At 50.9% G+C, this 26103-nt stretch carries 20 protein-coding genes; 8 read left to right on the top strand and 12 right to left on the bottom strand.

Going from position 1 to position 26103, the window contains the following annotated elements; all coding sequences use genetic code 11:
* Positions 1-39: 39 nt before the first annotated feature.
* Positions 40-2037 (bottom strand): hypothetical protein, encoded by a 1998-nt coding sequence (locus BUQ78_RS09035; RefSeq protein ID WP_074200219.1) that lies wholly within the window; start codon positions 2035-2037, stop codon positions 40-42.
* A 369-nt stretch (positions 2038-2406) separates the two neighbouring features.
* On the opposite strand from BUQ78_RS09035, the gene purC reads away from it, so the two are divergent.
* The 8 genes from purC to purD are packed head-to-tail and all read left to right on the top strand — an operon-like array spanning position 2407 to position 11906.
* A complete protein-coding gene (purC, locus tag BUQ78_RS09030; RefSeq protein ID WP_074199979.1) occupies positions 2407-3381 on the top strand; it encodes a phosphoribosylaminoimidazolesuccinocarboxamide synthase in 975 nt (324 codons plus the stop codon).
* A complete protein-coding gene (purQ, locus tag BUQ78_RS09025) occupies positions 3382-4056 on the top strand; it encodes a phosphoribosylformylglycinamidine synthase subunit PurQ (RefSeq protein WP_074199978.1) in 675 nt (224 codons plus the stop codon).
* Positions 4053-6137, top strand: coding sequence for a phosphoribosylformylglycinamidine synthase subunit PurL (gene purL / locus BUQ78_RS09020; RefSeq protein WP_074199977.1), 2085 nt, complete (start codon positions 4053-4055; stop codon positions 6135-6137). The genes purQ and purL overlap by 4 nt, the downstream gene beginning before the upstream one ends.
* 15 nt (positions 6138-6152) lie before the next feature.
* Complete coding sequence (purF, locus tag BUQ78_RS09015; RefSeq protein ID WP_074199976.1) at positions 6153-7502, top strand: amidophosphoribosyltransferase; 1350 nt, start codon at positions 6153-6155, stop codon at positions 7500-7502.
* A gap of 5 nt (positions 7503-7507) precedes the next feature.
* A complete protein-coding gene (gene purM, locus BUQ78_RS09010) occupies positions 7508-8500 on the top strand; it encodes a phosphoribosylformylglycinamidine cyclo-ligase (protein WP_074199975.1) in 993 nt (330 codons plus the stop codon).
* A 5-nt stretch (positions 8501-8505) separates the two neighbouring features.
* Positions 8506-9102 carry a phosphoribosylglycinamide formyltransferase gene (purN, locus tag BUQ78_RS09005; RefSeq protein ID WP_318259654.1) on the top strand — a complete coding sequence of 199 codons (597 nt, stop codon included), beginning with the start codon at positions 8506-8508 and terminating at the stop codon, positions 9100-9102.
* Positions 9086-10618, top strand: a complete 1533-nt coding sequence (gene purH, locus BUQ78_RS09000) for a bifunctional phosphoribosylaminoimidazolecarboxamide formyltransferase/IMP cyclohydrolase (protein WP_074199973.1) — start codon at positions 9086-9088, stop codon at positions 10616-10618. Before purN ends, purH begins: the two co-directional genes overlap by 17 nt.
* 19 nt (positions 10619-10637) lie before the next feature.
* A complete protein-coding gene (gene purD, locus BUQ78_RS08995) occupies positions 10638-11906 on the top strand; it encodes a phosphoribosylamine--glycine ligase (protein ID WP_074199972.1) in 1269 nt (422 codons plus the stop codon).
* A gap of 20 nt (positions 11907-11926) precedes the next feature.
* On the opposite strand, the gene BUQ78_RS08990 is transcribed toward purD, so the two are convergent.
* The 11 genes from BUQ78_RS08990 to BUQ78_RS08935 all read right to left on the bottom strand — a co-directional run bounded on the left by BUQ78_RS08990 (position 11927) and on the right by BUQ78_RS08935 (position 26080).
* On the bottom strand, positions 11927-13228 hold the full coding sequence (locus BUQ78_RS08990; RefSeq protein WP_074199971.1) for an NCS2 family permease: 1302 nt from the start codon (positions 13226-13228) through the stop codon (positions 11927-11929).
* A 159-nt stretch (positions 13229-13387) separates the two neighbouring features.
* Positions 13388-13972: a deaminase gene (locus tag BUQ78_RS08985; RefSeq protein ID WP_074199970.1), complete on the bottom strand. Its 585-nt coding sequence runs from the start codon at positions 13970-13972 to the stop codon at positions 13388-13390.
* The gene (locus BUQ78_RS08980; protein WP_074199969.1) at positions 13969-15327 is read right to left on the bottom strand and encodes an FAD binding domain-containing protein; all 1359 of its coding nucleotides are present in this window, start codon (positions 15325-15327) and stop codon (positions 13969-13971) included. The genes BUQ78_RS08985 and BUQ78_RS08980 overlap by 4 nt, the downstream gene beginning before the upstream one ends.
* Positions 15324-17633 (bottom strand): xanthine dehydrogenase family protein molybdopterin-binding subunit, encoded by a 2310-nt coding sequence (locus BUQ78_RS08975; RefSeq protein ID WP_074199968.1) that lies wholly within the window; start codon positions 17631-17633, stop codon positions 15324-15326. The genes BUQ78_RS08980 and BUQ78_RS08975 overlap by 4 nt, the downstream gene beginning before the upstream one ends.
* Positions 17634-17666: 33 nt before the next feature.
* Positions 17667-19040: a uracil-xanthine permease family protein gene (locus BUQ78_RS08970; RefSeq protein WP_074199967.1), complete on the bottom strand. Its 1374-nt coding sequence runs from the start codon at positions 19038-19040 to the stop codon at positions 17667-17669.
* A gap of 56 nt (positions 19041-19096) precedes the next feature.
* Positions 19097-21424, bottom strand: a complete 2328-nt coding sequence (locus tag BUQ78_RS08965; protein ID WP_074199966.1) for a xanthine dehydrogenase family protein molybdopterin-binding subunit — start codon at positions 21422-21424, stop codon at positions 19097-19099.
* Positions 21425-21883, bottom strand: a complete 459-nt coding sequence (locus BUQ78_RS08960) for a (2Fe-2S)-binding protein (RefSeq protein ID WP_014807185.1) — start codon at positions 21881-21883, stop codon at positions 21425-21427.
* A gap of 5 nt (positions 21884-21888) precedes the next feature.
* Entirely contained in the window at positions 21889-22719 is an 831-nt protein-coding gene (locus tag BUQ78_RS08955) for an FAD binding domain-containing protein (RefSeq protein ID WP_318259601.1), read from the bottom strand.
* Complete coding sequence (gene ssnA, locus BUQ78_RS08950; protein ID WP_074199965.1) at positions 22701-24038, bottom strand: putative aminohydrolase SsnA; 1338 nt, start codon at positions 24036-24038, stop codon at positions 22701-22703. The genes BUQ78_RS08955 and ssnA overlap by 19 nt, the downstream gene beginning before the upstream one ends.
* Positions 24039-24078: 40 nt before the next feature.
* The gene (locus tag BUQ78_RS08945) at positions 24079-24573 is read right to left on the bottom strand and encodes a nucleoside deaminase (RefSeq protein ID WP_074199964.1); all 495 of its coding nucleotides are present in this window, start codon (positions 24571-24573) and stop codon (positions 24079-24081) included.
* Between the two features lie 238 nt (positions 24574-24811).
* Positions 24812-26080, bottom strand: coding sequence for a cytosine permease (locus BUQ78_RS08935; protein WP_074199963.1), 1269 nt, complete (start codon positions 26078-26080; stop codon positions 24812-24814).
* Positions 26081-26103: the final 23 nt, after the last annotated feature.

The raw sequence follows: 26103 nt of genomic DNA, 5'->3' as shown, positions 1-26103 counted from the left end.
TGCTATATGTCAAATATTACCACTACTCCACTTTGAGCTTTACTGCAATTTGTCACCTATAAACACGTAGTAATCGGGGATGCCGCCGAAGTACTCCCTTTTATAGACCAAGTAAAGTTTTACCTTGTGCTTTCCGGGCGTCAGGGCCTTGAAATCGTCATTCATCACGCCTGCAACGTGATAAAAGGGGCCCGACCTGGTCATGCCGGTAACGGTCAAAATCGAACCGTATTCAAGCTCGTCGGTAACGATAACTTCCGCTTCCCTCTCCTCAGGGGGCATGAGCGGCCCGAACTTGCCGAAGTTTTCGAGCGGATTTTCATCGCCGTTTTGCCATTCAGATGTTTCTAGAACGTAATCCTGCGGTTTCATACCCTCGAATCTGGCTAGTTCTCCTTTGAGGTAACCGATCTTTTCCTGCTTATCGCTGTGGTTTGAAGCTTCATACCTATTTATCTCAAGCCTAATGGCCCTAACGGTGGCATCGATCAAACCCTTTTTAAGCATGACATAATAGTCTTGAGCGTCCGAGGTTGCCTTTGGTTCCTCTATCTCGATCCTAATTGAAGAAATGGTGAAGTAAGGCTCATCTTTGACGATCGGAAGCACCGGGTTTGTTACGGTAACGACGTAGGGCATCTTAAATCCAAAATCCTTTTCGAGATCGTAGTCGATCACCACTCCCTCGGGCAGAAAGGCCTTACAAAGGTCGGGCTTTTCGCGCAAAAACGTGAGCTCGTAAACGGGGACCTGGCCGTCTATGGCATCTACCTTATTTACGACAGCCTTTATCGTATCTTTATCCGTACAACCTCCGGAATTAACCGTGATCGACAGCTTGTGCTGTCCGACGCTTACGGCCCGAAGCAGCAAAATGCCCGTATCATCGGGGAGAAGCGAATAGGCAGGTTTCAAGCATACGTCTGCGTCCGAGTCTTCAACGATGCCGCCCCACTCGACCACCGTAAATCCTACCCTCACGGTCTTCTGCGGTTTTGGCGCCTTCAGTATATCGAAATGGTCAGTAGGCTTAAAGTAAAGCATGAGCCTGATGACGGTCTGAGGCGTGGGTGAAACCTGCAGTTTCAGGTTTTCGTCTATAAAGTTTCTGTCCAAAAGCTTTATTACGTAATACTTCGCGGGCTTTAGGTTCTTGATCCAGTATTCCTTGAGGTCGCGTGCTTCCTTACCATTAAGACCTAAGGCAGCAAGGTTTTTGTCGAACCACTTGCCCAGCTCGTCGTAAGCCACGACCCATCCTTCTTCGGGAAGCTGTGGCAGGCTGTTTAACCTGGCTTCATAGAAGAGGTAGTCGTATTTGCCGCCGATCTTTCCCTTGGGGCTAGCGGTAACTTCCCAGCCGTTGCCGTATTGAGGGATGCTTTTGGTGATCTCGCCGTTGACGTCAACTTTTACCTTCACCTTGATCTCTTTCTGTGGATACAGATAAATCGCGGGCTTTTTTACGATCGTGGGAGGTACATCTTCGTAGGAGACCAGCTCATCTTCATAGAGGGCAAAGTTTAAGCTCTCCTTTTGCGTAGGACAGCACGACGAATCGCTTTCCTTATGGGTCAATATGTCAATGACGATCTTTTTGGGCTCAAACAAGCTCGTTGACAGAGCCTCGCTATTTTCGACCACCTTGACGCTGTCGATCTTTACGCGATCTCCAAGAGAAACAGAGTTCGTCTGCACGATGCCGTTTTGCGTTGCAAGCAAGGCGGTTAGCTCAAAAAACGTCCCGCTGCCACCGCCGTTTTGGGCCAATACCACTACTGCGTCGGATGTGCCGTTTCTGTCCACGTCATCTATGATGAAATTATCTATCCATACGTGCAGGTAGTCGGGGTGTGGCTGTTCGTACTTGCCGTCTTTTAAAGTTACGCTTCTTTCGCCGAAAGCAAGATGATAGGTGAAGTTTTTGACATTTTGTTCGGTCACCCCGTCCTCTGTGACAGCGCCGGCCGCCATGGCCGTCGAAAAAATCAAAGGCACCAGAAGCAACGAAAACAAAAGCATAAGTCTTTTACACATGCTTATCACCCCTTTGGCAATCATAATATTGACCACTTCGAGATAACAGTTGAAAACTTCTCTCTTTGCGGAATAGATGACGGTAAAAAGACCCTCGTCGCAAGGGATAACGTAAATGCTTTCTTTGTGGCATGCCGTTTCCCTGTCTATATTCAAGGGCCGTAAAATTAATGCAAATTTATTTTACTCTTTTTAGAAAAAAATTAAAATATATCAAATCAAAATTACATTAGCGAGTAAACATGATGACCTGCAAACTGCCCCTGTTGCGTTGGGTTTTACAGAATGGAATGAGCCCAAAAATTATTGACATTTCTACCCTTCTATGGCATAAATGTAAGCGAAAATTCCACATATGAAGGTGATGATATGAATAAAATTAAGTTAATTTACGAGGGCAAGGCAAAGAAGGTCTACGAGACCGACGATCCGACCCTTGCGATATTCGAGTACAAGGATTCCTTGACGGCCTTCAACGCGCAAAAGAAAGACACCATGCAGGGCAAGGGAAGGTTCACAAACCTCATAAGCGCCACATTTTTAAAGCTTCTTCAGGATAAAGGCATCCCCACCCACTTCGTAAAACTAATCGACGACAACCACCAGCTCGTTAAAAGGCTCAAGATAATCCCATTGGAAGTGGTCGTAAGAAACACGAGCACCGGCTCTTTGTGCAAGAGGCTTGGCGTCGAGGAAGGCTTAGACCTGGTGCCGCCGCTTGTGGAGTTTTACCTCAAAAACGACGAGCTTGGCGATCCCTTGGTCACGGAAGACCACATCAGGGCCTTCTGTTTTGCCTCAAAGCCTCAAGTGGAAAAGATGAAGGAACTTAGCCTTAAGGTAAACGACATACTTTCCAAATATCTGTACGAGCGCGGCATCAAGCTGGTAGACTTCAAGCTTGAGTTCGGCACTGACGAAGAGGGCAACATCTACGTCGCCGACGAGATCTCTCCCGACACGTGTCGCTTTTGGGATTTGTCTTCCAAGGAACGGCTTGACAAGGACAGGTTCAGGAAGGACCTGGGAAATGTCCTTGAAGCCTACGAGGAGATCTGGCGCAGAATTGGTCAACCAAAGGCAGCTATACAAAAGCACTACGAGGCAAGACTTTTCATATACCTAAAAGAAGGAGTATTGGATACCCAGGGAAAAACCGTGCTTTCTTCGCTTCATTCGCTCAATTACCCCGAGGTCCAAGACGTTCGCGTCGGCAAGTATTTAAAGATAACCTTAAATTCGCCGTCGCACCAAGAGGCTGAATTCAAGGTAAAGAAGATGTGCGAAGACTTGCTTGTTAACGATCTGATCGAGGAATACGCCTTTGAACTGGAGGAAATATAGATGAAGGTCTCGGTGATCGTATTCCCCGGAAGCAACTGCGACCTGGACGTGAAGTGGGCCTTCGAGGTCTGCTGTAACGCCGACGTAAGCATGGTGTGGCACACCGAAAAGTCGTTGCCCGAAAGCGACGTCGTCGTCCTGCCCGGAGGATTTTCTTACGGCGATTACTTGCGAAGCGGCGCCATGGCCGCTAAGTCTCCCATCATGGGGTCGGTGGTCGAATTTGCCTCAAGCGGGGGGCTGGTTTTGGGCATTTGCAACGGATTTCAGATACTTACGGAAGCCCATCTCCTTCCGGGAGTGCTCCTTCCTAACGTCTCGACCAAGTTCATATGCAGACCTTGTAAGATAAGGATCGAGCAAATTGACACGCCCTTTACCTTCCTCTACAAGCAGGGCGAAGTGGTCAACTTCCCCATAGCCCACCATGAAGGGCTATTTTATTTGGATGACACATCTTTAGCAAAGCTTGAGGAAAGCGGCTGCGTGACCCTTCGCTACCTGAACAACCCAAACGGCTCGCTTAACGCCATAGCCGGGATAACCAACGCATCCAAAAACGTCTTGGGCCTGATGCCACATCCCGAGCGCGTCGTTCACCCGTTGGTGGGAGGTCAGGACGGCGTGAGGTTTTTCAAGGGAATAAACGAGTGGGTAAAGGAGATACGAAGATGAAGAAAGACCTTTTCGGGCTTAGGGAAGAAGAATACAGACAAATAAAGGAGACCTTGCAAAGGGAACCCAACGATACGGAGCTTGGCCTCTTCGGCGTGATGTGGTCCGAGCATTGCTGCTACAAGTCAACAAAACGTCTGCTTGCCATGTTTCCAACGAAGGGCAGATACGTCTTTCAGGGACCTGGAGAAAACGCCGGTATCGTTGATATAGGCTCAGGTATCGGCATAGCCTTTAAGATGGAAAGCCACAATCACCCCTCCGCCGTCGAGCCCGTCCAGGGCGCCGCAACAGGCGTAGGAGGGATAATAAGGGACGTAATTGCCATGGGAGCCAGGCCCATCGCCTCGATGGATTGCCTCTTTTTTGGGCCTCCGGACGACAGAAGATCGAATTACCTTAGAGAAGGGATAATAAAGGGCGTCGGAAGCTACGGCAACTGCGTAGGCGTACCCACCGTCGGAGGCCTTACTTACTACGACCCCTGCTACGCGGGAAATCCACTGGTAAACGCGATGTGCGCAGGGCTTGTAAGGTTAGACGGTGTCGTGAAGTCAGATACTTCCAAGCCAGGACATGTGCTGGTACTTCTTGGCTCAAAGACCGGCCGCGATGGGATCGCAGGCGCTGCCTTTGCATCCGCAGAGCTAGATGAAGCCGTCAAGAAGAGCAAGCCACAGGTCCAAATGGGAGATCCCTTCGCCGAAAAGTTGCTCATAGAGTGCTGCCTCGAAATTTTGGACAAAGGATTTATAGTGAGCATGCAGGACATGGGCGCCGCCGGCATAACGTCCTCTGCCGTCGAGCTGGCCGCCAAGGCTCATGCCGGCGCAGAACTTTACCTTGATAACGTACCCTTGCGGGAAGAGAGCATGAACCCCTTTGAGATCGCCTTGTCCGAATCCCAGGAAAGGATGCTTTTGGTCATAGAAGAACGACACTACGGCGACGTCAAAAAGATAGCCGACAAATGGGGGCTTGAGTGCGCCAATATTGGAAGGCTCATCGAGCAGGACAGGTTCGTTTTGTACTTCAAGGGCCAGGTGGCAGCAGACGTTCCGGCTTCCATGCTCGCTTCGGGCCCCACGATAGACTGGCCAAAAAGGGAGCCTGCCCAAAGGGTCATACATTACCCCACAAAACCTCAAACCAACATAGACGGCAAGGACCCCATGTCGGTTGCAAAGGCCTTATCCGAGCTTCCTCAGTTTGAGGACAAATCCTGGATATACGAGCAATACGATCACATGGTTCAAACAAGGACCACGCTTGGGCCGGGAAACTCCGTGGCAATCATCTACGTCAAGGAGATTGACAGGCTCATAGCCTTATCTGCGGCAAGCGACCCGTGGAGATGCGCGATTGATCCGCTGATCGGGGGCATGGAGACCGTGGCCAAGGCAGTAAGAAAATTGGCCGTCGCCGGGGCGTATCCTTTGGGCATGACCGATTGCCTCAACTTTCCGTCCCCGGAGGTTCCGGAAAACTTCTGGACCATGTCCGAGGTCATAAGGGGAATGGCGTTAGCTTGTCAGGAGCTTGACTGCCCCATAGTCTCAGGAAACGTGAGCCTTTATAACGAGTCGCCCCAGGGCGCCATATTGCCATCGCCCGTTGTATGTGCCGTCGGGTATTTCGACGACGAGAAGTTCTTAAAAAGCAACGAGCCAAATGTATCGGACAAGCTATTTCTCGTCGGAAGCGGCGGGTCTTTGAAGGCAAGCGCCTTTGAGCGGATCTTTGAAGGAAGGTTAAGCGGACCCCTTGAGCCTCTCGACTTTGACGCCGAGCGCGACTTTTGCAGCCGTGCACGTAAAACTGCCTTGGAGGCGGCAGCCTCAAGCGGCAGGTGCGTCGGCTTGGGGGGAGTCGCGATGGCGATCATCAAGATGCTAAGGCAATCCAATTTGGGCGCTGCAATCAAAAGCTTTGACGTGGAATTTCTTTTTGGCGAAGGATGCCCTCGCGCGCTTTACGCGGTACCGGAGGAAAAGACGGATAAATTCCTTGAAATATGGGATGGTTTTAAGGTTACAGAGCTAGGGAGCGTTATCAAAGATGACACGCTTCGATTTGTCTGATCCGGAGGTAAGAAGATGTGCGGGATATTTGGCGTAAGCGCTCCAAGGATGTCTTCCGTTTTAGAGGACCTGTACCTGGGTTTATATGCCCTTCAGCACCGCGGGCAGGAATCGGCAGGGATAGCATGGCTTGACGGCAAGGGAAACTTAGAGCTTCAAAAGGGAATGGGTTTGGTGCATGCCTGTTTAAATCAGGAAGAGCTGGCCAAAGAAAGGACAAAATGCGCCATAGGGCATGTGCGCTACTCGACTGCAGGGGAGTCCAACATAATAAACGCCCAACCCCTGCATGCCACCTACTCAAAGGGACAAATCGCCGTTGCCCACAACGGCAACATAACGAACGCAAGGGCCCTTAAACGCGACCTGGAATCCAGAGGCGCCATATTTCAATCTACCACAGATACGGAAGTGATATTGCACCTCATGGCGCACGAGCAAAGCCTGTCTCCCATAGATGCTCTGGTAAAGTCCTTAAGCAAACTAAGGGGTGCCTTTAGTATCATAGCCATAATCGAAGGTCGTCTGGTCGCAGCCAGGGACCCTTGGGGATTTAGGCCTTTGGTCATAGGAAAAAGGGATGACGTTTACTATGTGGCCTCCGAAAGTTGCGCGCTGGACATAGTGAACGCCGATTTCGTCAGAGACGTAGCGCCTGGCGAAATAGTCATCATAGAGGAGGGCAAGCTTGAAAGCTTAAACATGCCCGTAAAGGCAGAGAGACATTTCAGATGTTCCTTTGAATACGTATATCTGGCACGCCCCGACAGCGTCATAGACGACAAATCCGTCTACGACGTGAGGCTCAAGTTAGGACAAAGGCTTGCCTGCACATGCCCCTGCAGTGAGGGCGAGCTGGTCTTGGGCATGCCCGACAGCGGCACAATAGGCGCCTTAGGATATGCCTCGAAATCAAAGCTGCCCTTCGAGATGGCAGTCGTCAAAAACAGGTATGTCGGGCGCACCTTCATACAGCCAACACAAAGAGTGAGATCTCTCGGGGTGCAGATCAAGCTGAACCCAATAAAGGGCTTAATCAAGGGCAAAAGCATCGTAGTCGTGGACGACTCCATCGTTCGTGGCACCACGTCCAAGATGGCTGTTAAATTTCTTCGAGATGCCGGTGCCATGAGGGTGCACCTTCGAATAGCCTCCCCTCCCGTGAAATTTCCTTGTCTTTACGGCATCGACACGCCGACGTCTTCCGACCTGGCTGCTGCCAAAATGGACGTAGAGGCCTTAAGGGACTATGTAGGAGCAGATTCCCTGTGCTTTCTTGACGTAAGCGACCTCGTTTGCTCTGTTGGCCTTCCCGAAGAGGAGCTTTGCACGGCTTGCTTTAGCGGCCTATATCTAAAGGAGTGACCAAGGTGAAGTGGACCTACGAAGGTGCGGGCGTGTCCTTAAAGGCGGCTGACGACTGGATAGACATCGTAAAGAGGGCCGCATCCATAGCTCAAGAAGGCGTCATCTCAGGGATAGGAGGTTTTAGCGGCCTTTACGACCTGGGGGATGACCTCTGTCTTGCGGCCTGCTGCGACGGCGTAGGCACAAAGCTTGAAATAGCAAAGAAGGCCGACCAGTTTGCCGGATTGGGCCAGGACTTAGTCGCCATGAACGTAAACGACCTCATAACCTGTGGCGCCAGGCCATTGTTTTTCCTAGACTACATAGCCTGCGGTAGGCTGGATGGTCAAAGGTTTTCCGGCCTAATTTACGGCATCGCCGAGGCCTGCAGGCAAAGCGGTTGCGCCCTGCTTGGCGGGGAAACAGCGGAGATGCCGGGCACTTATCCCCCAGACGGATTTGATCTGGCAGGTTTTGCCGTGGGCTTGGCCAAAAAAAGCAAACTCATCACAGGCCAAGACATAACGGCATGCGACCTGCTGGTAGGCCTCCCTTCGAGCGGGCTTCACAGTAACGGCTTCAGCCTGGTGCGAAAGGTGCTGCTGGAAGACGGCTTGAAGCTTTCCCTTGACAGCGATCCCCTGGGGGAAGGAAGGCCACTTTATAAAACTCTCCTTGAACCAACGCGACTTTATCCCCGTATCATAGCAAAAATAATGGAAAAGGTTAGAATAAAGGCAATGGCACACATCACGGGAGGCGGCCTTGAAGGCAACGTCATGCGGGTCATACCCGAGGGACTTGCCATATCAGTAGATTACAGCTCCTGGAAAAGGCCTAAGATCTACGATCTCATCGCCAAGGCGGGCGTCGAGGAAGGGGAGATGAGAAAGGTATTCAACTTAGGCATAGGGTTTGTCTTGGTCATCGAAAAAACCAACCTTCCCGGCCTTGAGGACACCTTAAAGGAGATGAGCGAGCCTTACTGCGTGATAGGCGAGGTGATCACGGCGTGACGAACATGGCAATTTTAATATCCGGTCGCGGCACCAACATGGAGGCCCTGGCCGGCAAATGCAAAAGCGGAGAGCTTAATGCAAACGTAGCCTTCGTCGCAAGCGATAAGGCTGATGCTTTAGGTCTCAATAAGGCCAAAGTCATGAACTTCAAGACGCTGGTACTTCCCTACGATAGGGGCAGGGCCATAGCTGAGGCCGCCTTGGATGAAGAACTTAGCAAACATTCGGTCGACTGGATCGTGCTGGCGGGCTTTATGAGGATACTTTCCTCTCAATTTGTGGCCAGACACAGCGAAAGGGTAGTAAACATACATCCGTCGTTACTGCCAGCATTTCCGGGAACGCAGGCCATAAAGGATGCCTACGAATACGGTGTCAAGGTTACGGGCGTCACCGTGCATCTGGTCGATGAAATGGTGGATCACGGCCCCATATTGAACCAGGCCGAAGTTCGCATCTTGGACGAGGACAGCCTTGAAAGCTTAGAGGCAAAGATACATGAGGTCGAACACGACATCTACTGGCGGACGCTTAAAGACCTCTTTGCGGGCCGCTACCTAAGACGAGGGAGGCGTATGATAATTGAGGGATCACGTTAGAAGGGCGCTCATTTCCGTCTTCGACAAAAGCGGGGTCGAAGAGCTGGCAAAGGGCTTACATGAGGCGGGCTACGAAATAGTTTCATCCTCAGGGACGGCAAATTACTTAAAGGAACACGGTCTTTCCGTCAGGGAAATAGCAGACCTGTCGGGCTACCCCCATATCCTTGGAGGACGCGTCAAGACCCTGCATCCTTCGGTGCTTGGAGGCATACTGGCAAGGCGAGATTTCGATGCAGACCTGGCGGACGTCGAAAAATGGAACATACCGCTTATAGACGTAGTCGTCTGCAACTTGTATCCCTTCGAGGAAGTGGCAAAGAGGAAGGCAGATCTGGGAGATCTCATCGAAAACATCGACATCGGGGGCGTAACGCTTATAAGGGCTGCAGCAAAAAATTATCGCTACGTCACTATCGTAACTGACCCTCGCGATTACGGCACGGTCATCGAAGAGATCAAGTCCCTTGGTAACGTCTCCATTAAAACGCGCCAACGCTTGGCGCTAAAGGCCCTCGCCGCCACCGCTTCCTACGATTCGATCATCCATTTCGCGCTGTCCAAGGCCATGAAGGAAGAAGATTTGTTTCCCGATGTTTACCCTGTGTCCTTAAAAAAGGCTGCTTCCCTAAGGTACGGCGAAAACCCCTATCAAAGGGCCGCCCTTTACGCTCAACCGCTGCAAAAACTTCCCTTTAAGCAGCTTGGAGGAAGTGAACTGTCTTATAACAATATCCTCGACGCAGAGGCAGCCGTAAAGGGCATCCTGCTTTTGGGCGACAGGACAGGATGCGTGATCATAAAACACACCACCCCCTGCGGGATGGCCATTGGAAAGGATTTGCCGTCAGCTTATGAAGGTGCCTTGGCCTGCGATCCCCTGTCAGCTTATGGGGGCATCATAGGGCTGACTCGCGAGGTGGACAAGGACACAGCGGTGAAACTTGCATCAAAGTTTTATGAAATCATCGTAGCTCCAGGCTTTTCAACTGAAGCCGTCGAAGCATTTAAGGAAAAAAGGCCCAACCTGAGGTTAATCTCCTTCGATTTAAGCAAGCGCGATGAGCTGCGGTTGACCAAGACCGCCTTCGGGTTTTTGGCGCAGGAAGACGTAATGGCTCCTGACCCGGACTTTGAAGGAGGCGAATGGACTGGTGAAAGACGCCCTGAGCTAAAAGATGATGCTTTGGTCGCCTGGAAGGCAGCCGCCTTGGCAAAAAGCAACGCCATAGCCCTGGCAAAGGACGGAGCCACGGTTGCCATCGCATCGGGCTTTACGAGCCGCGTTGATGCCGTCGAATGGGCGGTAAGGCACGCAGGACAAAAAGCTAAAGGTTCTGTTTTGGCCTCAGACGGCTTTTTCCCCTTCCCCGACAGTATAGAGATTGCAGCCCGTGCAGACATCGCTCTCATACTTCAGCCGGGAGGCTCGAAACGCGACGAAGAGGTCAAGGAAGCTTGCATCAAGCATAGAATACCCATGCTCGTGACGAAGATGCGAGCCTTTAGGCACTGACGGCAAGGAGGTATAGGCCATGAAAGCACTGGTCTTGGGGGCAGGAGGAAGGGAACACGCCCTGGTTTACGCCTTGAAGAAATCAAGTTTCGTAGATGAGGTCATAACAGCCCCCGGAAACGGCGGCATATCAAAAATGGTGGAGGTCTTTCCGCTAAATCCGGTAAATTCAAAGGAAGTCCTTGAGCTTTCGTTAACCCAAAAGGTCGATATCGTAGTCATAGGCCCCGAGGCTCCGCTTGTCGCAGGTGTCGCCGACGTGCTCAGAAAAGAAGGCATCAAAGTTTACGGCCCCGGAAGGGCAGGTGCAATGCTTGAAGGAAGCAAGGCCTTCGCCAAAAGGTTCATGAATGACTGCCGTATTCCCACCGCGCCCTTTGACGTATGCAGCAGTTTCGATAAAGCCTTAGAAGCATTAAAGAAGCGTACGCCGCCTTTCGTCATAAAGGCAGACGGCTTAGCTGCGGGAAAGGGCGCCTTCATCATAGATGACACGACGGAAGCACGCAATATTTTAGATCAACTGCTGGTGAAAGGCGTCCTAGGGGAGTCAGGGCGTACCGTCGTAATAGAAGATTTCCTGGCAGGATACGAGATTACGGCCATGGCGATAACTGACGGAAGGACTTACAGGATGCTTCCCTTAAGCCAGGACCACAAAAGGGCTTACGACGGTGACAAGGGCCCAAACACGGGAGGAATGGGGGCTTACTCTCCCCTACCTCAGGTTGACGATACGCTTAAAGCTAAGATCGAAGACGAAGTTGTAAAACCAACCGTAGAGGGCTTAAAGCGCAAAGGGATTGACTTTAGGGGCACGATTTACGCAGGATTGATGATACATGAAGGCTCTCCTTATGTGCTTGAATATAACGTTCGCTTTGGCGATCCTGAGGCGCAAGTCGTCATCCCCATTTGCGACGTGGATTGGGGCAGGATCTTTGTTTCCTGCGCAGGCGGCAACCTCGAGGAAAGCGCTCAGATCAACGCCGCCAGAAGCGGCGTAGGTGTCGTAATGGCCTCCGGCGGATACCCGGACAAATACGAAATCGGCTACCCCATCGAAGGCTTAGATGCCCTTGAAGGCAAAGACGACGTCATCGCATTTCACTCGGGAACCAGGATGGAAGGGGGCAAATTTCTCACTAACGGCGGAAGGGTGCTTACGGTCGTTGGGCTTGCCGACGACCTGAAAGAGGCAAGAGATAAGGCCTACCGCGCTATATCATCCATAACCTTCAAGGACGCCCACTACCGTAGGGACATAGCGTGGCAGGCCTTCGTTTAACCTTAAGTTTTCAACTTACATTAAAGGGCAAACTCCTTGAGCAAGAAAAGTATGGCCAGCACATACATGGTCTTGCTGACTTCCTTGCCGCGCCCGGAGAGCAACTTGATCAGGGCGTAGGAGATTATCCCCCAGGAAATGCCTTCTGCTATGGAGTAAGTAAAGGGCATCGCAAATATCGTGATACACGCGGGGGTTATCTCGGTCAGATCGTCGAAATTCAAATTTTTAAGTGACTGCATCATGAAGACGCCAACCATGACCAGAGCCGGCGCAGTGGCCACAGACGGTACAATCTTTGCTATGGGAGATATGAAGAGGGCGCACAAAAAGAGTATCCCCACTACTAGGGCCGTTAAACCGGTGCGGCCCCCCTCCTCAACCCCGGCTGCGCTTTCCACGTAGGTCGTAACGGTGCTGGTCCCGACGCAGGCACCTACCACTGTGGCAACAGCATCGGCAAAGAGCGCTTGGCCGACTCTGGGAAGTTCTCCTTTTTCGTTAAGCATGCCGGCACGCGTCGAAACGCCTATAAGCGTTCCGATCGTGTCGAACATATCGACGAACACGAAGGTTATGATCACGGGAAACATTGCAAAGGTCAACGCACCCTTAAGGTCGAACTTCAAAAACAGGGGAGCAATGCTTGGTGGCATGGAGAAAAATCCTTCAGGCGGCGTCGTTATCCCGAGCGGTATGCTAATGATCGTTATGATAAGTATCCCCCAAAGAAGGGCTCCTTTAACCCTGTAAGCGTGGAGTACGGCCATTATGAGAAGTCCTATCATGGCAAGGATAGGAATGGGGGATTTGAGGTTTCCGAGAGAAACTAGCGTAGCGGGGTTATCCGCTATGATGCCTGCCTGAATTAAGCCAATTAGGGCGATGAACATACCTATGCCGGCTCCTACCGCCACCTTGAGGGTGTAGGGAACGGCATTGACGATGGCCTGCCTTACCTTGCCCGCGGTCAGTATGATAAATATGACTCCGTCGAAGAACACACACGCAAGCGCCACCTGCCAGCTAACTTGCATTCCAAGCACGACGGTATAGGCAAAAAAGGCGTTAAGCCCCATGCCAGGCGCAAGGGCAAAGGGATAATTAGCCAGGAACGCCATCAAGAAAGTCCCTACGGCTGCACCCAAGCAGGTCGCCGTCATGACCGCTCCGAAATCCATGCCGGCTTCGCTTAAAATAGCGGGGTTGACGAATATTATGTAAGCCATGGTCATAAACGTGGTGATGCCGGCAATTATCTCGGTGTGAATGCTACTGCCGCTCGCAGTTATGTTAAACCTTTTGTCCAACCACTCACCCATAAAACAAGCACCTCCTTTAAACGTTTTATGCTAACCTCCAAGGCCTTTAAGCCTTTAATAACGCCGATAACCCGATCTATCTACCCCCTTTGTGATGATCGCCTCTAAGGCGACATTTACATAAAAACCTTTCCTTCAACCCCACCCGTTTTAACTTTATCACTTTCTTATGATATTATCTATCCTATCCTTGATGGCCTGGTACTGCCTTGAAAGGTCGTCATACTCTGAAACTATCCTTTCTATGCGACGCTTAACCTCTGGGTCGTTTTGAATGTTAGGCAGCATTTCCAGAATGCAGTACGACTCAAAGAAGGAGTTCTTATGGCTTGGACGCTCGCATTCGAACACTTCTTTGAGCATCCTGATGTCATGCGGGATGTTAAAGACATCCTCGGTATCCTCGTACTTAAAGAAGTAATAGATCTTCGGAAACCCTGCCCAGGCTATGGCAGACAGGCACATCGAACAGGGTTCGTGCGTCGAAAGAAAGATGCAATCCTGCGGCTTTGGATGGTCTTTAAGCTCAAAGAACTTCAGTATCGTATATATCTCGCCGTGAAATATGGGGTTTTCTCCCTCGTGATTGGTGGCGGCCACCACCAAGGACAAATCGTCCGCCTTGAGCACCGCACCGCCAAAGACCTTATGGCCCAAGGGAACGCATTTTTTAGTCTGCGGCAGAATGTCGTATTCGATCACGTCAAGCAGCCTGTCAAACAACGCCTTATCGTTACAGCTCATGATCTGGCCTCCTTTAAGAATCGCGATACCAGCCTGCCCGTGACATGCTTTCTGTAGTCCTTAGAAGTCCTGGGAGATACTTCTTCGCTTGCAATTGCAGCAGCAGTTTCTATGACCTCTCCCGTCAGCCTTTTGCCTTTAAGGTACCCTTCGGTCTTGGTCAAAAACGACGGCACGGGAGACATGCTGCCCGTAGCTATGCGAACGCTGCTTACCACGTCGCCTTCAAGCTCGATGAGCCCGGCCACGGAAAGCCTAGATATGGTCAAAGCAAGCCTTGAGCCCCTCTTGTAGAAAAACTGATGCGCACCTGGCGAAGGAAGCGGAATCTTTATGCTTGCAAGCATTTCTCCCGGCTTCAGGACGGTCTTTCTGTAGCCCCCAAAAAGCTCGGCAATGGAGACCTCACGCGTCCCGTTTTTGCTTCGAAGCACTGCCGTCGAGCCATAGACAAACAAAAGCGGTGGACTGTCAGCGGCGGCGGAGGCATTGACTATATTTCCTCCAATTGTGGCACGGTTCTGTATGGCCCTTGCGCCTATCATGGTCGAAAGATCCGCCAGCGCCGGAAGATATTTTTTAATCGTCTCGCAGGAAGCTATATCGCTAAAGGTCGTGCCGCTTCCGATCTCGATGTAGCCGTCTTTCATCTTTATCCCGCAAATGTCGCTCAAGCCCCAGATGTCCATCACCCTTGCGGGCTCGGGTTTTCCCTTCTTTAGGTCGGGGTAAAAGTCCGTGCATCCGGAAAGCAGCGTCACATCGTGGTACTCGCTTAAAATCTCCAGTGCCTCGTCCAAGCTTTGAGGCACGAAGGCCCACGACGGCTCACTTCCCTGCAGTTCAAATAAGCTTTTTCTGCCCTTGTCCTGCCTCGAGTTTCGCGTGGAAATTTTATCTCCATAACCTTGTGATGCTGCACGTTCCACCGCCCTAAATATCCGCTCATACCCCGTGCAGCGGCACAAATTTCCAGCCAGGGCATGCTTTATGTCGTGCCTGGTCGGATGGGGGTTTTCGCTTAAAAGGGCACGTGCCGCCAACACCATTCCGGGGATACAAAATCCGCACTGTACCGCCCCTTCCTCGACGAAGGCTTCCTGAAGTTCGTCATCTTCGCCGCTTAAGCCTTCTATAGTCAGCACATCGGCACCCCTAATCTGAATGGCAGGCACAAGACAAGAGTTGACAAGCCTGCCATCCAGCAAGACGGAACAGGCACCGCATTCGCCCTCGCCACAACCTTCCTTGGTCCCGGTGTAACCCAAGTACTCTCGCAATACGTCAAGCAGTCGGTCCAGGGGAGAAACCTCAGCCGTAATTTCCTGTCCGTTTAAAGTAAACTGTAACCTCATGATCGTCTTTCATCCCCTTTTTGCTCAAGTGCAGTAAGCACCTCTCCCGTAACGGGAAGCCTGTTTGCAAAAAGCCCCGTGGCGTGCTCAATGGCAGCTGCCACCGCAGGCCCTCCTCCGTTTAGGGGCATTTCGCCCAATCCCTTTGCCCCAAAGGCTCCTCTGCTGCATGGAATCTCCATCAGCTCGACGAAGAAGTCGGGGCAATCGACGCTTGTTGGTATGGCGTAATTTGAAAGCCTGTTGTTCCTATACCTGCCGCCTTCCATCTCTATGACCTCAAGGTAGCCGTAGCCCAATCCCTGCAGGCTTCCGCCTTCTACCTGGCCAACGGCAAGCAAGGGATTTATGGCAGTGCCCACGTCTACCACGACAGTATCCCGCAAGGGTCTTACCTCCCAGGTATCGGTATCGACTTCCACCTCCAAAACGTTTGCTCCCCAGGCGTAACCCTGGTATGCATCTCCCTGGCACTTTTCGTCATCCCAGCTTAAGCCCTGCGGGTGGACGTAGTTGCCCATGACCTCAAGAGGCCCGCTTTCTCCCTCGATGCGCCTAGCTATCTCAAAGAAGTCAGCTAAGGGCATACCATTTTCAAGAAATATCCCATTTTCATAGGCTATGTCTTCAAGGGAGACATCGAAATATCTGGACACGTGCTCCTTGAGACGGCCAATAAGCTTTTCCGTCCCGCGAAGCACTATCTTTCCCACTATCATTGTGGTACGCGACGCAACTGTGGGCCCGCTGTCGGGAGCCTTTGACGTATCCGGAGGACAGTACCTCACCTTTTCGAAAGGTATTTTAAGCCCTTGGGCTGCTATCTGGGCGAGCACCGTAGCCGCACCCTGCCCCATATCGACGTTGCTCACGTAAAGCTCGACCTCGTCGCCGGTCAGGCGAAGCTTTATCTTACCGTTTATCCTCTGTTCTCCCGATCCCGTAAATCCCCCTCCGTGAAGGAAAAGCGACACGCCGATGCCACGTTTCTTCGGGCCTTGGTCCTTTGAATACTCGGCCCTTTTCCTTTCGTATTCCGAGATCGCTAAGGCACGTTCAAAGACCAGCCTTGCACCGTCGTCTTCGACCCTTTGACCGAAGGGAAAGGCATCTCCGCTCTTTAACAGGTTTTTACGCCGCACCTCTATAGGACTTAAGCCAAGCGTCCTTGCTATTTTGTCCATCTGCCTTTCCATGGCAAATATGCTTTGGGGTGCGCCAAAGCCCCTGAAGGCACCGTTTGGCGGGGTATTTGTGGCTACGGCCCTGGCGAGGATTCGTGCGTTTGGTATGTTGTAGCAGCCCGTGGCGTGAAGCAGCGACCTTTGAAGCACTACAATGCTTAAAGTCGTGTAGGCTCCTCCATCCAATATCAAATCTATATCCTGTGCAACTATAGTACCGTCCTTCTTTACTCCCGTTCTGTGCCTTATCTTGGAAGGATGCCTCTTGGTGGTCGATACCATGTCTTCAGCCCTGTCGTAGATGATCTTTACAGGTCTTTTGACCTTCAAGGCCAGCACGGCTGCGTGTATCGCAAGAAGGGAGGGAAAATCTTCCTTTCCGCCAAAGCCTCCTCCCGTCACGGCCTGTTTTATTACGACCTTGTCGGGTGGGAGGTTTAAGGCATGTGTCATGGCGCCATGTATGTAGTAGGGACACTGCAGCGAACCTACTACCTCCACGCCCCCGCCGTCGCGAGGGAGGGCCACCATGCCCTGAGGTTCCAGGTAAAGCTGTTCCTGATGGCCCGTCCTGTAGGTCTCCTCTATGATGATGTCGGCTTCCTTGAAGGCCTCGTCGACGTCTCCCCTTTTTACCTCGAACTTGGCAAGGACGTTGTCATCGCCCCATATCACGTTTTTGCCCTCAAGGGCCTCCTCGATGGAAAGAACAGGCTCCAGTGGTTCGATTTCAACCTTTACGGCCTTCAGTGCAGCCTTGAGGAGTGCCTTTGTAGGGGCGGCAACGAGCGCTATGGGTTCCGATACGTAATTTACGATATCCTCTGCCAATATGGGCATGTCACACCTAACCATGGCCACTTCGTTCGGGCCCGGAAGGTCTTTTGCCGTTACAAATACCACCTTGGACCAGTCAAAGGACGGATCCTGCCTGATTCCTACAATTTTCCCGCGAGGCACATCGCTTCTTACCGTTCCGCCGTACCAACAGCCGGGGAAAGGTATGTCATCTATATATTGAGCCCTTCCGGTCACCTTGTCCCAGGCATCCACACGCGTCACGGATTTTCCGACAACGCCTAGAAACTCCTTTTCTGTTGATTCAGACTTCAGCTGTTCCATCAAAGGGCAACAACTCCCCTCCATCAAATTAAACTAGTTATTCTTATTATAAAACACATAGTTTATCAGTAAATTACAGACTATACCTATAGTAACCGCCAAAAATACGTTGCTGGTCAGGTAAAGCTTCGTGAAGGGACGAAGCGTACCAAGCCAGGCGCTTCTATCCAGGCTGAGGTAATAAGGCATCATGACGGAGATTCCAAGCGTTACCCCTGCTACGATCATGTTGCCGAAGTTATCCTTCACATCCGACATCACGGTGTTAATTCCGGATAGCAATATGAGGCCTGCGCTTATTATGAAAGCTCCTCCCACCACGGACTTGGGTATGGCCGCCAAAATTGTCGTCAACTTCGGCGACAGGCCATAAAGCAGGAATATGAAGGCGGCAGTTTGAGTCACGATCCTGCTTGCCACACCCGTTGAGGCAATGATGCCGGCGTTTTGGCTTGCGCTTGTTACGGGAAGCCCGCCAAAGAGCGAACACAAGGCACATGAAAAGCCCTCAGCCGCTATGCCCCTGTTCATGTGTTTTACCTTGTAAGGTTCGGCTGCCGCTGTACAAATGGCCGCATAATCTCCGATGGATTCAAATATCGAGCAGGCATAGCCCGTCAATACCAGCAGTATGGCCGAAAAGCTGAAGATGAAGGGAGAGCTTGCCCCATCACATCCCTTGAAGGGAAAAAGCTTTGGAAGGCTTATCCACGGCGCCCTAGCTACGCTGCCCCAATCAAATATGCCAAGCACCGTACCGCCAAGCACTCCCACTACCAATATAGAGATGAGCACAAACCCCCGGGATATGAGCCCCCTTAGCTTAAACCTCAAAAACAGGGCAAACAGGAAGCTGACTATCCCTAATATCAAATATAAAGGCTCTGTCTTAGCAAAGATCCACGAAAGTGAGATGCGCGTTATTACAAACCCTATAGTCGCGACCACTGAGCCTACGACAACTGGAGGCATGAATTTCCTGAGCACCGTAAGGACCCTGGAGGTGCCGATCAACCCCTCTATGATGCCGCTGGCGAAGGCAGCCCCCCAAGCTGTAGTAAGCCCAAAGGGATAGGTCTTTGCAATGGAGGCCATGTTCATAAATATGGGAACCGAAGGAAGCTGAACGACGGGCAGCCTGTTTCCCAAAGTGGTCTGTATCATGGTGGCCACAAAGACTCCTATGAAGCAGTAGCTTATCATTGAAGGCGTGATGCTCTCCGGAAGTCCTGCCATGGCAACGAAGGCCGTGGCCCATATGAAGGGGCTGAAATCTACCAACGTGAGCTGCAGGGCATAATAAAGCGTCTCAAAGACCGACTTGGGCTTTTCATCGATGGTAAGAATGGGCTTAGTCAGCATTTGAATTTCCTGCTCGAACACCGGCTGTTCTGGATCATATGCCATATTTTTCACCATCCTTGCTAATTACAAAGGGGTGCCAAAGGACACCCCTTCTAGTTTTATCCTATACCCTTTTCCTTTATTGCCTTAAGGACGCGTTCCGGGGTCATGGGAAGGTTGTATATCCTAACTCCAACAGCATCGTAAATGGCGTTAGCTATGGCCGGCCCAGGCGTGTTGATGGCAACTTCTCCTACAGATTTGGCCCCGTAAGGTCCGTATTCCTCGAAAGAAGGCACGAGTATAGTGACGATCTCCGGCAAGTCCGTGGTCTTATAGACCTTATAGTCCCAGAAGTTGGGATTTTTCATCCTGCCCTTCTCGTCAAAGAGGTACTCCTCGCAGAGAGAAAAGCTTATGCCGTTTAAGACGGCGCCTTCCACTTGCCCTTCGGCAAGCTTCGGATTTAAGACGTTGCCGCAGTCCATAGCCGTCACGACCTTGAGGGGTCTGACGATCCCGGTCCTTATATCGACTTCCACTTCGGCGAAGGTGGTGCAGAAGGGGAAGGGTGACACGGGGCTGACGAAGGACGCGCTGTCTTCTATCTGGAACTGGTTTTTCGTGTAAAAGGCGTAGTAGGCGATGTCCTTGAAGCTTAGCCTTCGGCCGCTTCTTGCATGTATGACCTCTTCTACTCCAAGGGCCAAATCTTGCCTTGAGCACTCAAGCATTTCACAAGCTACCTTTAATACCTGCTCTAAGACCTTTTCGGCGCAAACCCTTACGGCGTTGCCCGATACGTAGGTCGTAGAAGACGCATACGCTCCCACGTCATAGGGCGTAAGGTCGGTATCGGAGGAAAGCACTATGATCTTTTCAAAGGGCACATGAAGCGACTCTGCCGCGATTTGGGCCAGCACGGTGTCAGACCCGGTTCCTATGTCGGTAGCGCCAACGAAGAGGTTAAAGGAGCCGTCCTCGTTCATCTTTATGTGGGCGGCACCCATGTCCACCAGCGGGATGCCCGACCCCTGCGTGGCAACGGCCATGCCCACGCCGTAGAGCTTGTCGCCAACTCTGCGCCTTGCGCCGCGCTTTTCTTTCCAGCCAATGGCACGGGCAGCTTCATCTATGCATTCAGATAATTTGCAGGATGTAACAATTTGCTCATGCCCTGTTTTGCCCTCGCCTATTGCCTTGAACACTTCTGAGGTCTCACCGGTCTTTATATGCCATTTCTTGACGAACTCGGCCATGTCTATCCCGAGCTTCCTCGTGATTTCGTCCAAGTGCTGATTGAGGCCGAAGAACCCCTGGGTTGCTCCGTAGCCGCGGTAAGCTCCGCCCACCGGGAGGTTAGTGTAGACACAATCGGCGTAGAACGACACGTTATTTATCTTATTGAATAACGGCAACACCTTGGCTCCCGTGTTGGACAATACTGTTGGCCCGTGAGGCCCGTAGGCACCCGCGTTCATGAGGTCATCTATCTCCATGGCGACGATGGTGCCGTCCTTTTTCGTGCCAATCTTTATCCTGGAGCGCATGGCGTGCCTCGTCCTGCCCGATACGAAGTACTCCTCCCTGGAGGTGACGATCTGCGCCGGCCGCTTCGTCCTCCATGCCACAAGCGCGACGTAAGGCTCAAGCAGCACTTCCTGCTTGCTCCCGAACCCTCCGCCGACGCGCGGCTTTATAACCCTTATCTTGTTTAAGGGAATTCCGGTGACGCTCGATACGATCCTCCTTGCGTGAAAAGGAACCTGAGTCGAGGTGATCAAGACAAGCCTTCCGTAGTGATCGAAGGTGGCCTTCGTCACGTGCGTCTCCAGGGCACAGTGGGAGGCAATGTGGGTGTAGTAAGAGGCTTCGTGAACGAAATCGGCCTCTTCAAATCCTTTCTGCGAGTCGCCATATAAGAAGGCTATCCTGGCAGCCACGTTTTTCTCCGGCCTGTAGATGGCAGAAGGTATCATGACGTGCTCTTCTCCGTCGTGAAGCACGGGAGCCCCATCCTTTTCGGCCTCTTCAATATCGAAAAGGGCAGGAAGCATCTCGTATTCCACCTTGATCTTCTTTAGGGCTTCCTTTGCGATCTCTAGAGATTCGGCGGCTACTAAGGCTACCCTGTCGCCGACGAACCTCACCTTTTCGTCAAACATGTACATATCGTAGGGCGACGGCTCCGGATAGGACTGGCCGGCTGAGGTGTAAAGCACCCTCGGGGTATTTTTGTAGGTCAACACCAGCGCGACTCCAGGCATCGATTCGGCTTCGCTCGTATCTATGGACTTTATCTTGGCATGGGCATGGGGAGAGTAAAGAAAGGCAATGTGGAGGGGGTTATGCAGGGGATAGTCGTCGGCGAAAAGAGGCTCTCCCGCAACCAGCGCCAGGGCATCGACCTTCCTTTTGTCCTTGCCGATATTTAAGTATTCACTCATTTATCTCACCTTCTTTGCGGCCAGTTTCACGGCATCGATTATCTTCACGTAACCCGTGCACCTGCAGAAATTCCCGTCCAAGGCCTCTTTTATATCTTCATCGCTCGGGTCAGGGTTTCTTTGAAGGAGGGCGTAAGTGGCAAGCACCATACCGGGGGTGCAAAATCCGCACTGCACGGCACCCGCCTCGACGAAGGCCTCCTGGATGGGGTGAGGTTCATGAATGCTTCCGATGCCTTTTACCGTGGTGATCTCCCTATCCCCGACGGAGGCTGCATAAACCATGCAGGAGTTAACGAGCTCTCCGTCGAGCAGGATGCTACAGGCCCCGCAAAAGCCCTCCCTGCAGCCGCACTTGACCTCCGTAAACCCGTTATCCCGCAAGACGTCAAGCAGTTTGGCGTTAGGGGCAAATTCAAGTTCGTAGGCTTTTTTGTTTATCTTAAATAGGGCTTTCATCTCTATCACCTCGCACTTGCTAAGGCGTCAAACCCGCGCATGATCAATACCCTTGCGACCTCAGCCAGGTAAGGGCCGCTTCCGGCTGGTTTGTCCGCAAACTCAAGTTTCACGTCATCAAAAAGGCGATCAGGGTCAATAGCTTTCAGCGATTTACCCTTAAGGCCGGCCTCAACCGCATCCAGCCTTTCGTAGACCTTCTTACAACCGGTAACGACTATCTTTGCCTCATCTACAACATCGCCCTTCATGGAAAAGCCCAACGTAACGGTCAAAGCGGAATAATCGTTTGCGGTACGGGCAAACCTGTCGAAAAAGAAGCGCGTCGAGGCATCTGCCTGAAAACTGGCTTCTGTCACGGCGCATCCCTGAAATTTGGCCTTGTTCGACAAGAACTCTTCATATGAATAGGTGCCGTTTAATTTGCCTACAACGTTCAATTTTGCATCCAACGCTAAAAGTGGACCCATAAAGTTGGACCAAAGGGGCGACAAAAACACGCTTCCACCGATGGTGATGCGGTTTCTCAATGGGGTCGTTGCCGTGCATTTCAAGGCCTTCACCAGCGGGTTGAAACATTCCTCTTTGCCCAATATGTCGATGACATCTCTAAGCGTGGCTGTAGCTCCTATATGCCAGTTATTTCCTTCCTTTTTCACATATCTTAGAGGAAGGCTCGACAAGTCTACGACTTTTGTCGCCGACTTGATCTTGTCTTCCTTAATGGCCGTGCCTCCCGAATGAATAAGCACGCCATCCTCGCCTAAAAGCTTTGTCAGCTCTTCCAAGCTCTTTGGCCGGTACCACTCCATCGCCCTCAACTCCTTTTCTTCCAATAACTTTCAGCTACCTTTTTGGCTTTCGCCATGACGCTTTCTTCGTCCATGCTCACCAGGACGTGGTCTTTTACGACCTCGCTACCTTCCACAATGACGGTATTTACCGCGCTATCGCGAATGCCAAATATAAGATGGCCTAAAAGGTTCTGAGGCGTTATGGGCGTAGGCGGATAGTAATCAAGGACGACCAGGTCGGCAGCAGCTCCTTCCTTTATAACCCCCATGGATTTACTGAAGTGGGCAGAAAAGATCGCAGCGTTCGACTCAAAAAGCATCTTGGCCGTCTCAGTCCAGCCCACGGTCGGATCCCGACGCTCGTGTTTGTGTATTATGTAAGCCACCTTGGCCGACTCAAGCATGGAAGGAGTGTAACCGTCGGTGCCCAAACCCACGTTTACGCCCTTTGCTATCATCCCCACGACATTTGGCACGCCCACGGCGTTGTTCATGTTGGACTCCGGGTTATGAACGACATTTACGCCACATTTCGCCAAAAGCTCTACCTCAGGCTCTCCGATATGGACGCCATGAATGGCAAGGCTTCCCGGAATTAGCACACCAAGGTCGTAGAGCCTGTCAACAACCCCTTTGTAGCCTCTTTCCCTGGCATCGGTAACGTCAGCCAAACCTTCGGCCAAGTGAAAATGAAAGGCAGCGTTGAGATCCTTTGCTTCCCCCACGCAGCGCCTTATCGTTTCATCCTCAAGCGTGAAAGAAGCGTGAAGTCCAAACATCGCCCGAACAAAGGGATCGTTTGCGTTCTTTTTTATGAACCTCACGTTTTCTTCTATGGAGGCATCTCTTGCCTTCGGTCCCCAGCGGTCAGAGACCTCAAAACACAAAGACCCCTTAATTCCAACGTCCTTTAAGGCTTTTTCGAGCACGTCAAGGCTTCCTTCGATCATGCCGAAGGATGCGTGATGGTCAAGTATCGCGGTCGTCCCGCTTTTAAGCGATTCTATGGCGCCTACAAGGGCACTGTAGTAAAGCTCCTCTTCCGTCATAAGGTCTTTGTCCATGCTCCACCATAGCCGCTCCAGTATCTCCGTAAAGGTCTTTGGCGAGGGACCTGCTATGGACATGCCGCGGGCGAAGCTGCTGTAAAGGTGCATGTGGGCATTGAGAAAGCCCGGCATCACAAGCCTTCCGCCCAAGTCTTTAACCGTTACCCCTTCTTTATTGCCATATTTTGCAAGGATATCGTCACTTTTGCCCACGGCAGCTATAGTTTCACCGTTTATGACCAGACCGCCGTCTTCTATGACCTTGCAATCTTCTCCCAAGGTTACAATCCTTCCGCCCTTTAGGATTAACATTCACACCCCTCCTTTCCTTGCAGCAAAATACCTGAACTTATCATTCCCAATATCCCTTATGGACCTCAATTACCTCATTTGCAAGCTCATCAAAGGGTCCTATCACGCAAATGTCCTTCTGACCGCGGGCTATCACTTCCCTACACGGGAGGTCAAGCGTCGGATTTTGCGGATGATCCCTCGTCAGGGCCAACAGTTGCCTTTCGGATAAAGCGTAGACTATGGTTCCGACATTAGACCAATAGATCGCTCCCGTGCACATAGCACATGGCTCCACTGAGGTATAAAGCGTACACTGCCATAGGAATTCCTTGTCGTAAATTCGCGACGCTCTTTCGACCAAGACCAATTCAGCATGCCCCGTACATCTTTTCTCAGTAATTTCTACGTTTCCCTGTTCAAGCAACACGTTACCCGTAGGACCTACAAGCACAGCTCCGAAAGGTGTGTTACCTGATTTCCTAGCCTTACTGGAGATTTCAATTGCCAAACGTAAGAATTTAATATGATCAAGTTCATCAAATTGGCCTCTCACTAATTTCCACCACCCAAGATTCAATTTAGAAATTAACAATCACTAAAGCTTTAAGGTCGCCAATACGTAAAACCGTATGTCGTCAGGGCCAAGCTTAAAATTAGCAATATATTGCCCGTATTTATTCCGCTACCTGTATTGCTTAAACATGCCATAAAAGATCCAACAGCCATTATAAAAATACCTATAACCGCAAATAATCTGCCTTGCCTTATCTTCTTTGCATCAGTCAAAGAAATCACCTACTTTGTATATAAGTATGCTTTCTTTTTAACAAAACAGACAATAACAAGTACGTAAAAAATCCGAATAATATGCCGTTTACAGGTGGAAATCCAACCTTAACGACAAATACTAATAATACAGATACGACCCAAGAAAGCCAGGCAATATAATTCCAGTCATCGTAACCTAGCTTTGACGTATCGTAATATCTGTGTTTTAAAACATAATAATCAGCGAAAATGATCCCAGGAAGAGGCGGAACTATGTTTCCTAGCGTATTTAAGAACACGAAAAATATGCCTATATTGTAAGGTTTGGTCAAGGTAAGCAAAGCCGAGACGATCAATACCACCGCCAAAATTCCTTTTTTGCCCTTATTTAGTGCATTGGCAAGGTTTAAACTGGTAGAATAGACGTTCGCTGCATTGGTGGTCCATATATTGGTACTCATCAATATTATGCTAGGTATTACAAGCCCCATATCAAGCAACACCTTGGTAAGGTCGCTGTCACCCATCGCTATGCTGGTAATCGCACCGCATATGATTAATAAGCTGTTTCCCCCGACCAATCCGCATCCAGCGCTCAAAACGGCTTCCCTCGTGTTTTTGGCATACCTCATGATATCGGCAATACAAGTTGAAGCTGAAAATATCCACGTACCTACAACTATGGAAAACGCGTAGCCTAACGTAGTGGGCGAAGCTGGTATATATTGAGATATACTGCTCCAACCGCCGGAAAGCTGTACAGATTTCATCGTGGTTGCAATGGAAAGAAATATTATGTTGGGAATGGCCACATACCCCAACACAGTGAGGGCATCTATCCCTATCAAGGCAAATACACCCATGAGGATAGCGCTGGCAATCATGGCAATACCTTCCCCTATAGGTCCCAGATGTAATAGTTGTGCTATTAAATGCCCGTATAACGCTGACTGGATTGTGTACCAGCCTATGTTAACTATAGGTACAAAAAATGACGCTATTCTAGAACCTTTTATACCGAAGCTGTATCTCGTTATGAGGGCAAAAGTCAATCCGGTCTTGCAGGATATTACAGAGATCAGGGAAGCAACCACTGTTAAAAAACAATTGCCAAGTATGGTGACCCAAACTATCTCCTTAAACGTGAGTCCAGCCGCCAAACCGCCCCCTGCAACCATGCTGGCAATTACAAACACGAATCCAGTCCATACCATCGTAACGCCAAGAAAAGTCTTTCGCTGATCAAACGGAACAGCTGTCAGCTCGTAATCGTTTGCTCTGTTCTTAGGCATAATACAGCCTCCTTTTAGGTTTG

It is taken from the genome of Acetomicrobium flavidum, assembly GCF_900129645.1.
Lineage (GTDB): Bacteria > Synergistota > Synergistia > Synergistales > Acetomicrobiaceae > Acetomicrobium > Acetomicrobium flavidum.
This window is presented reverse-complemented; position numbering and strand designations above follow the sequence as displayed.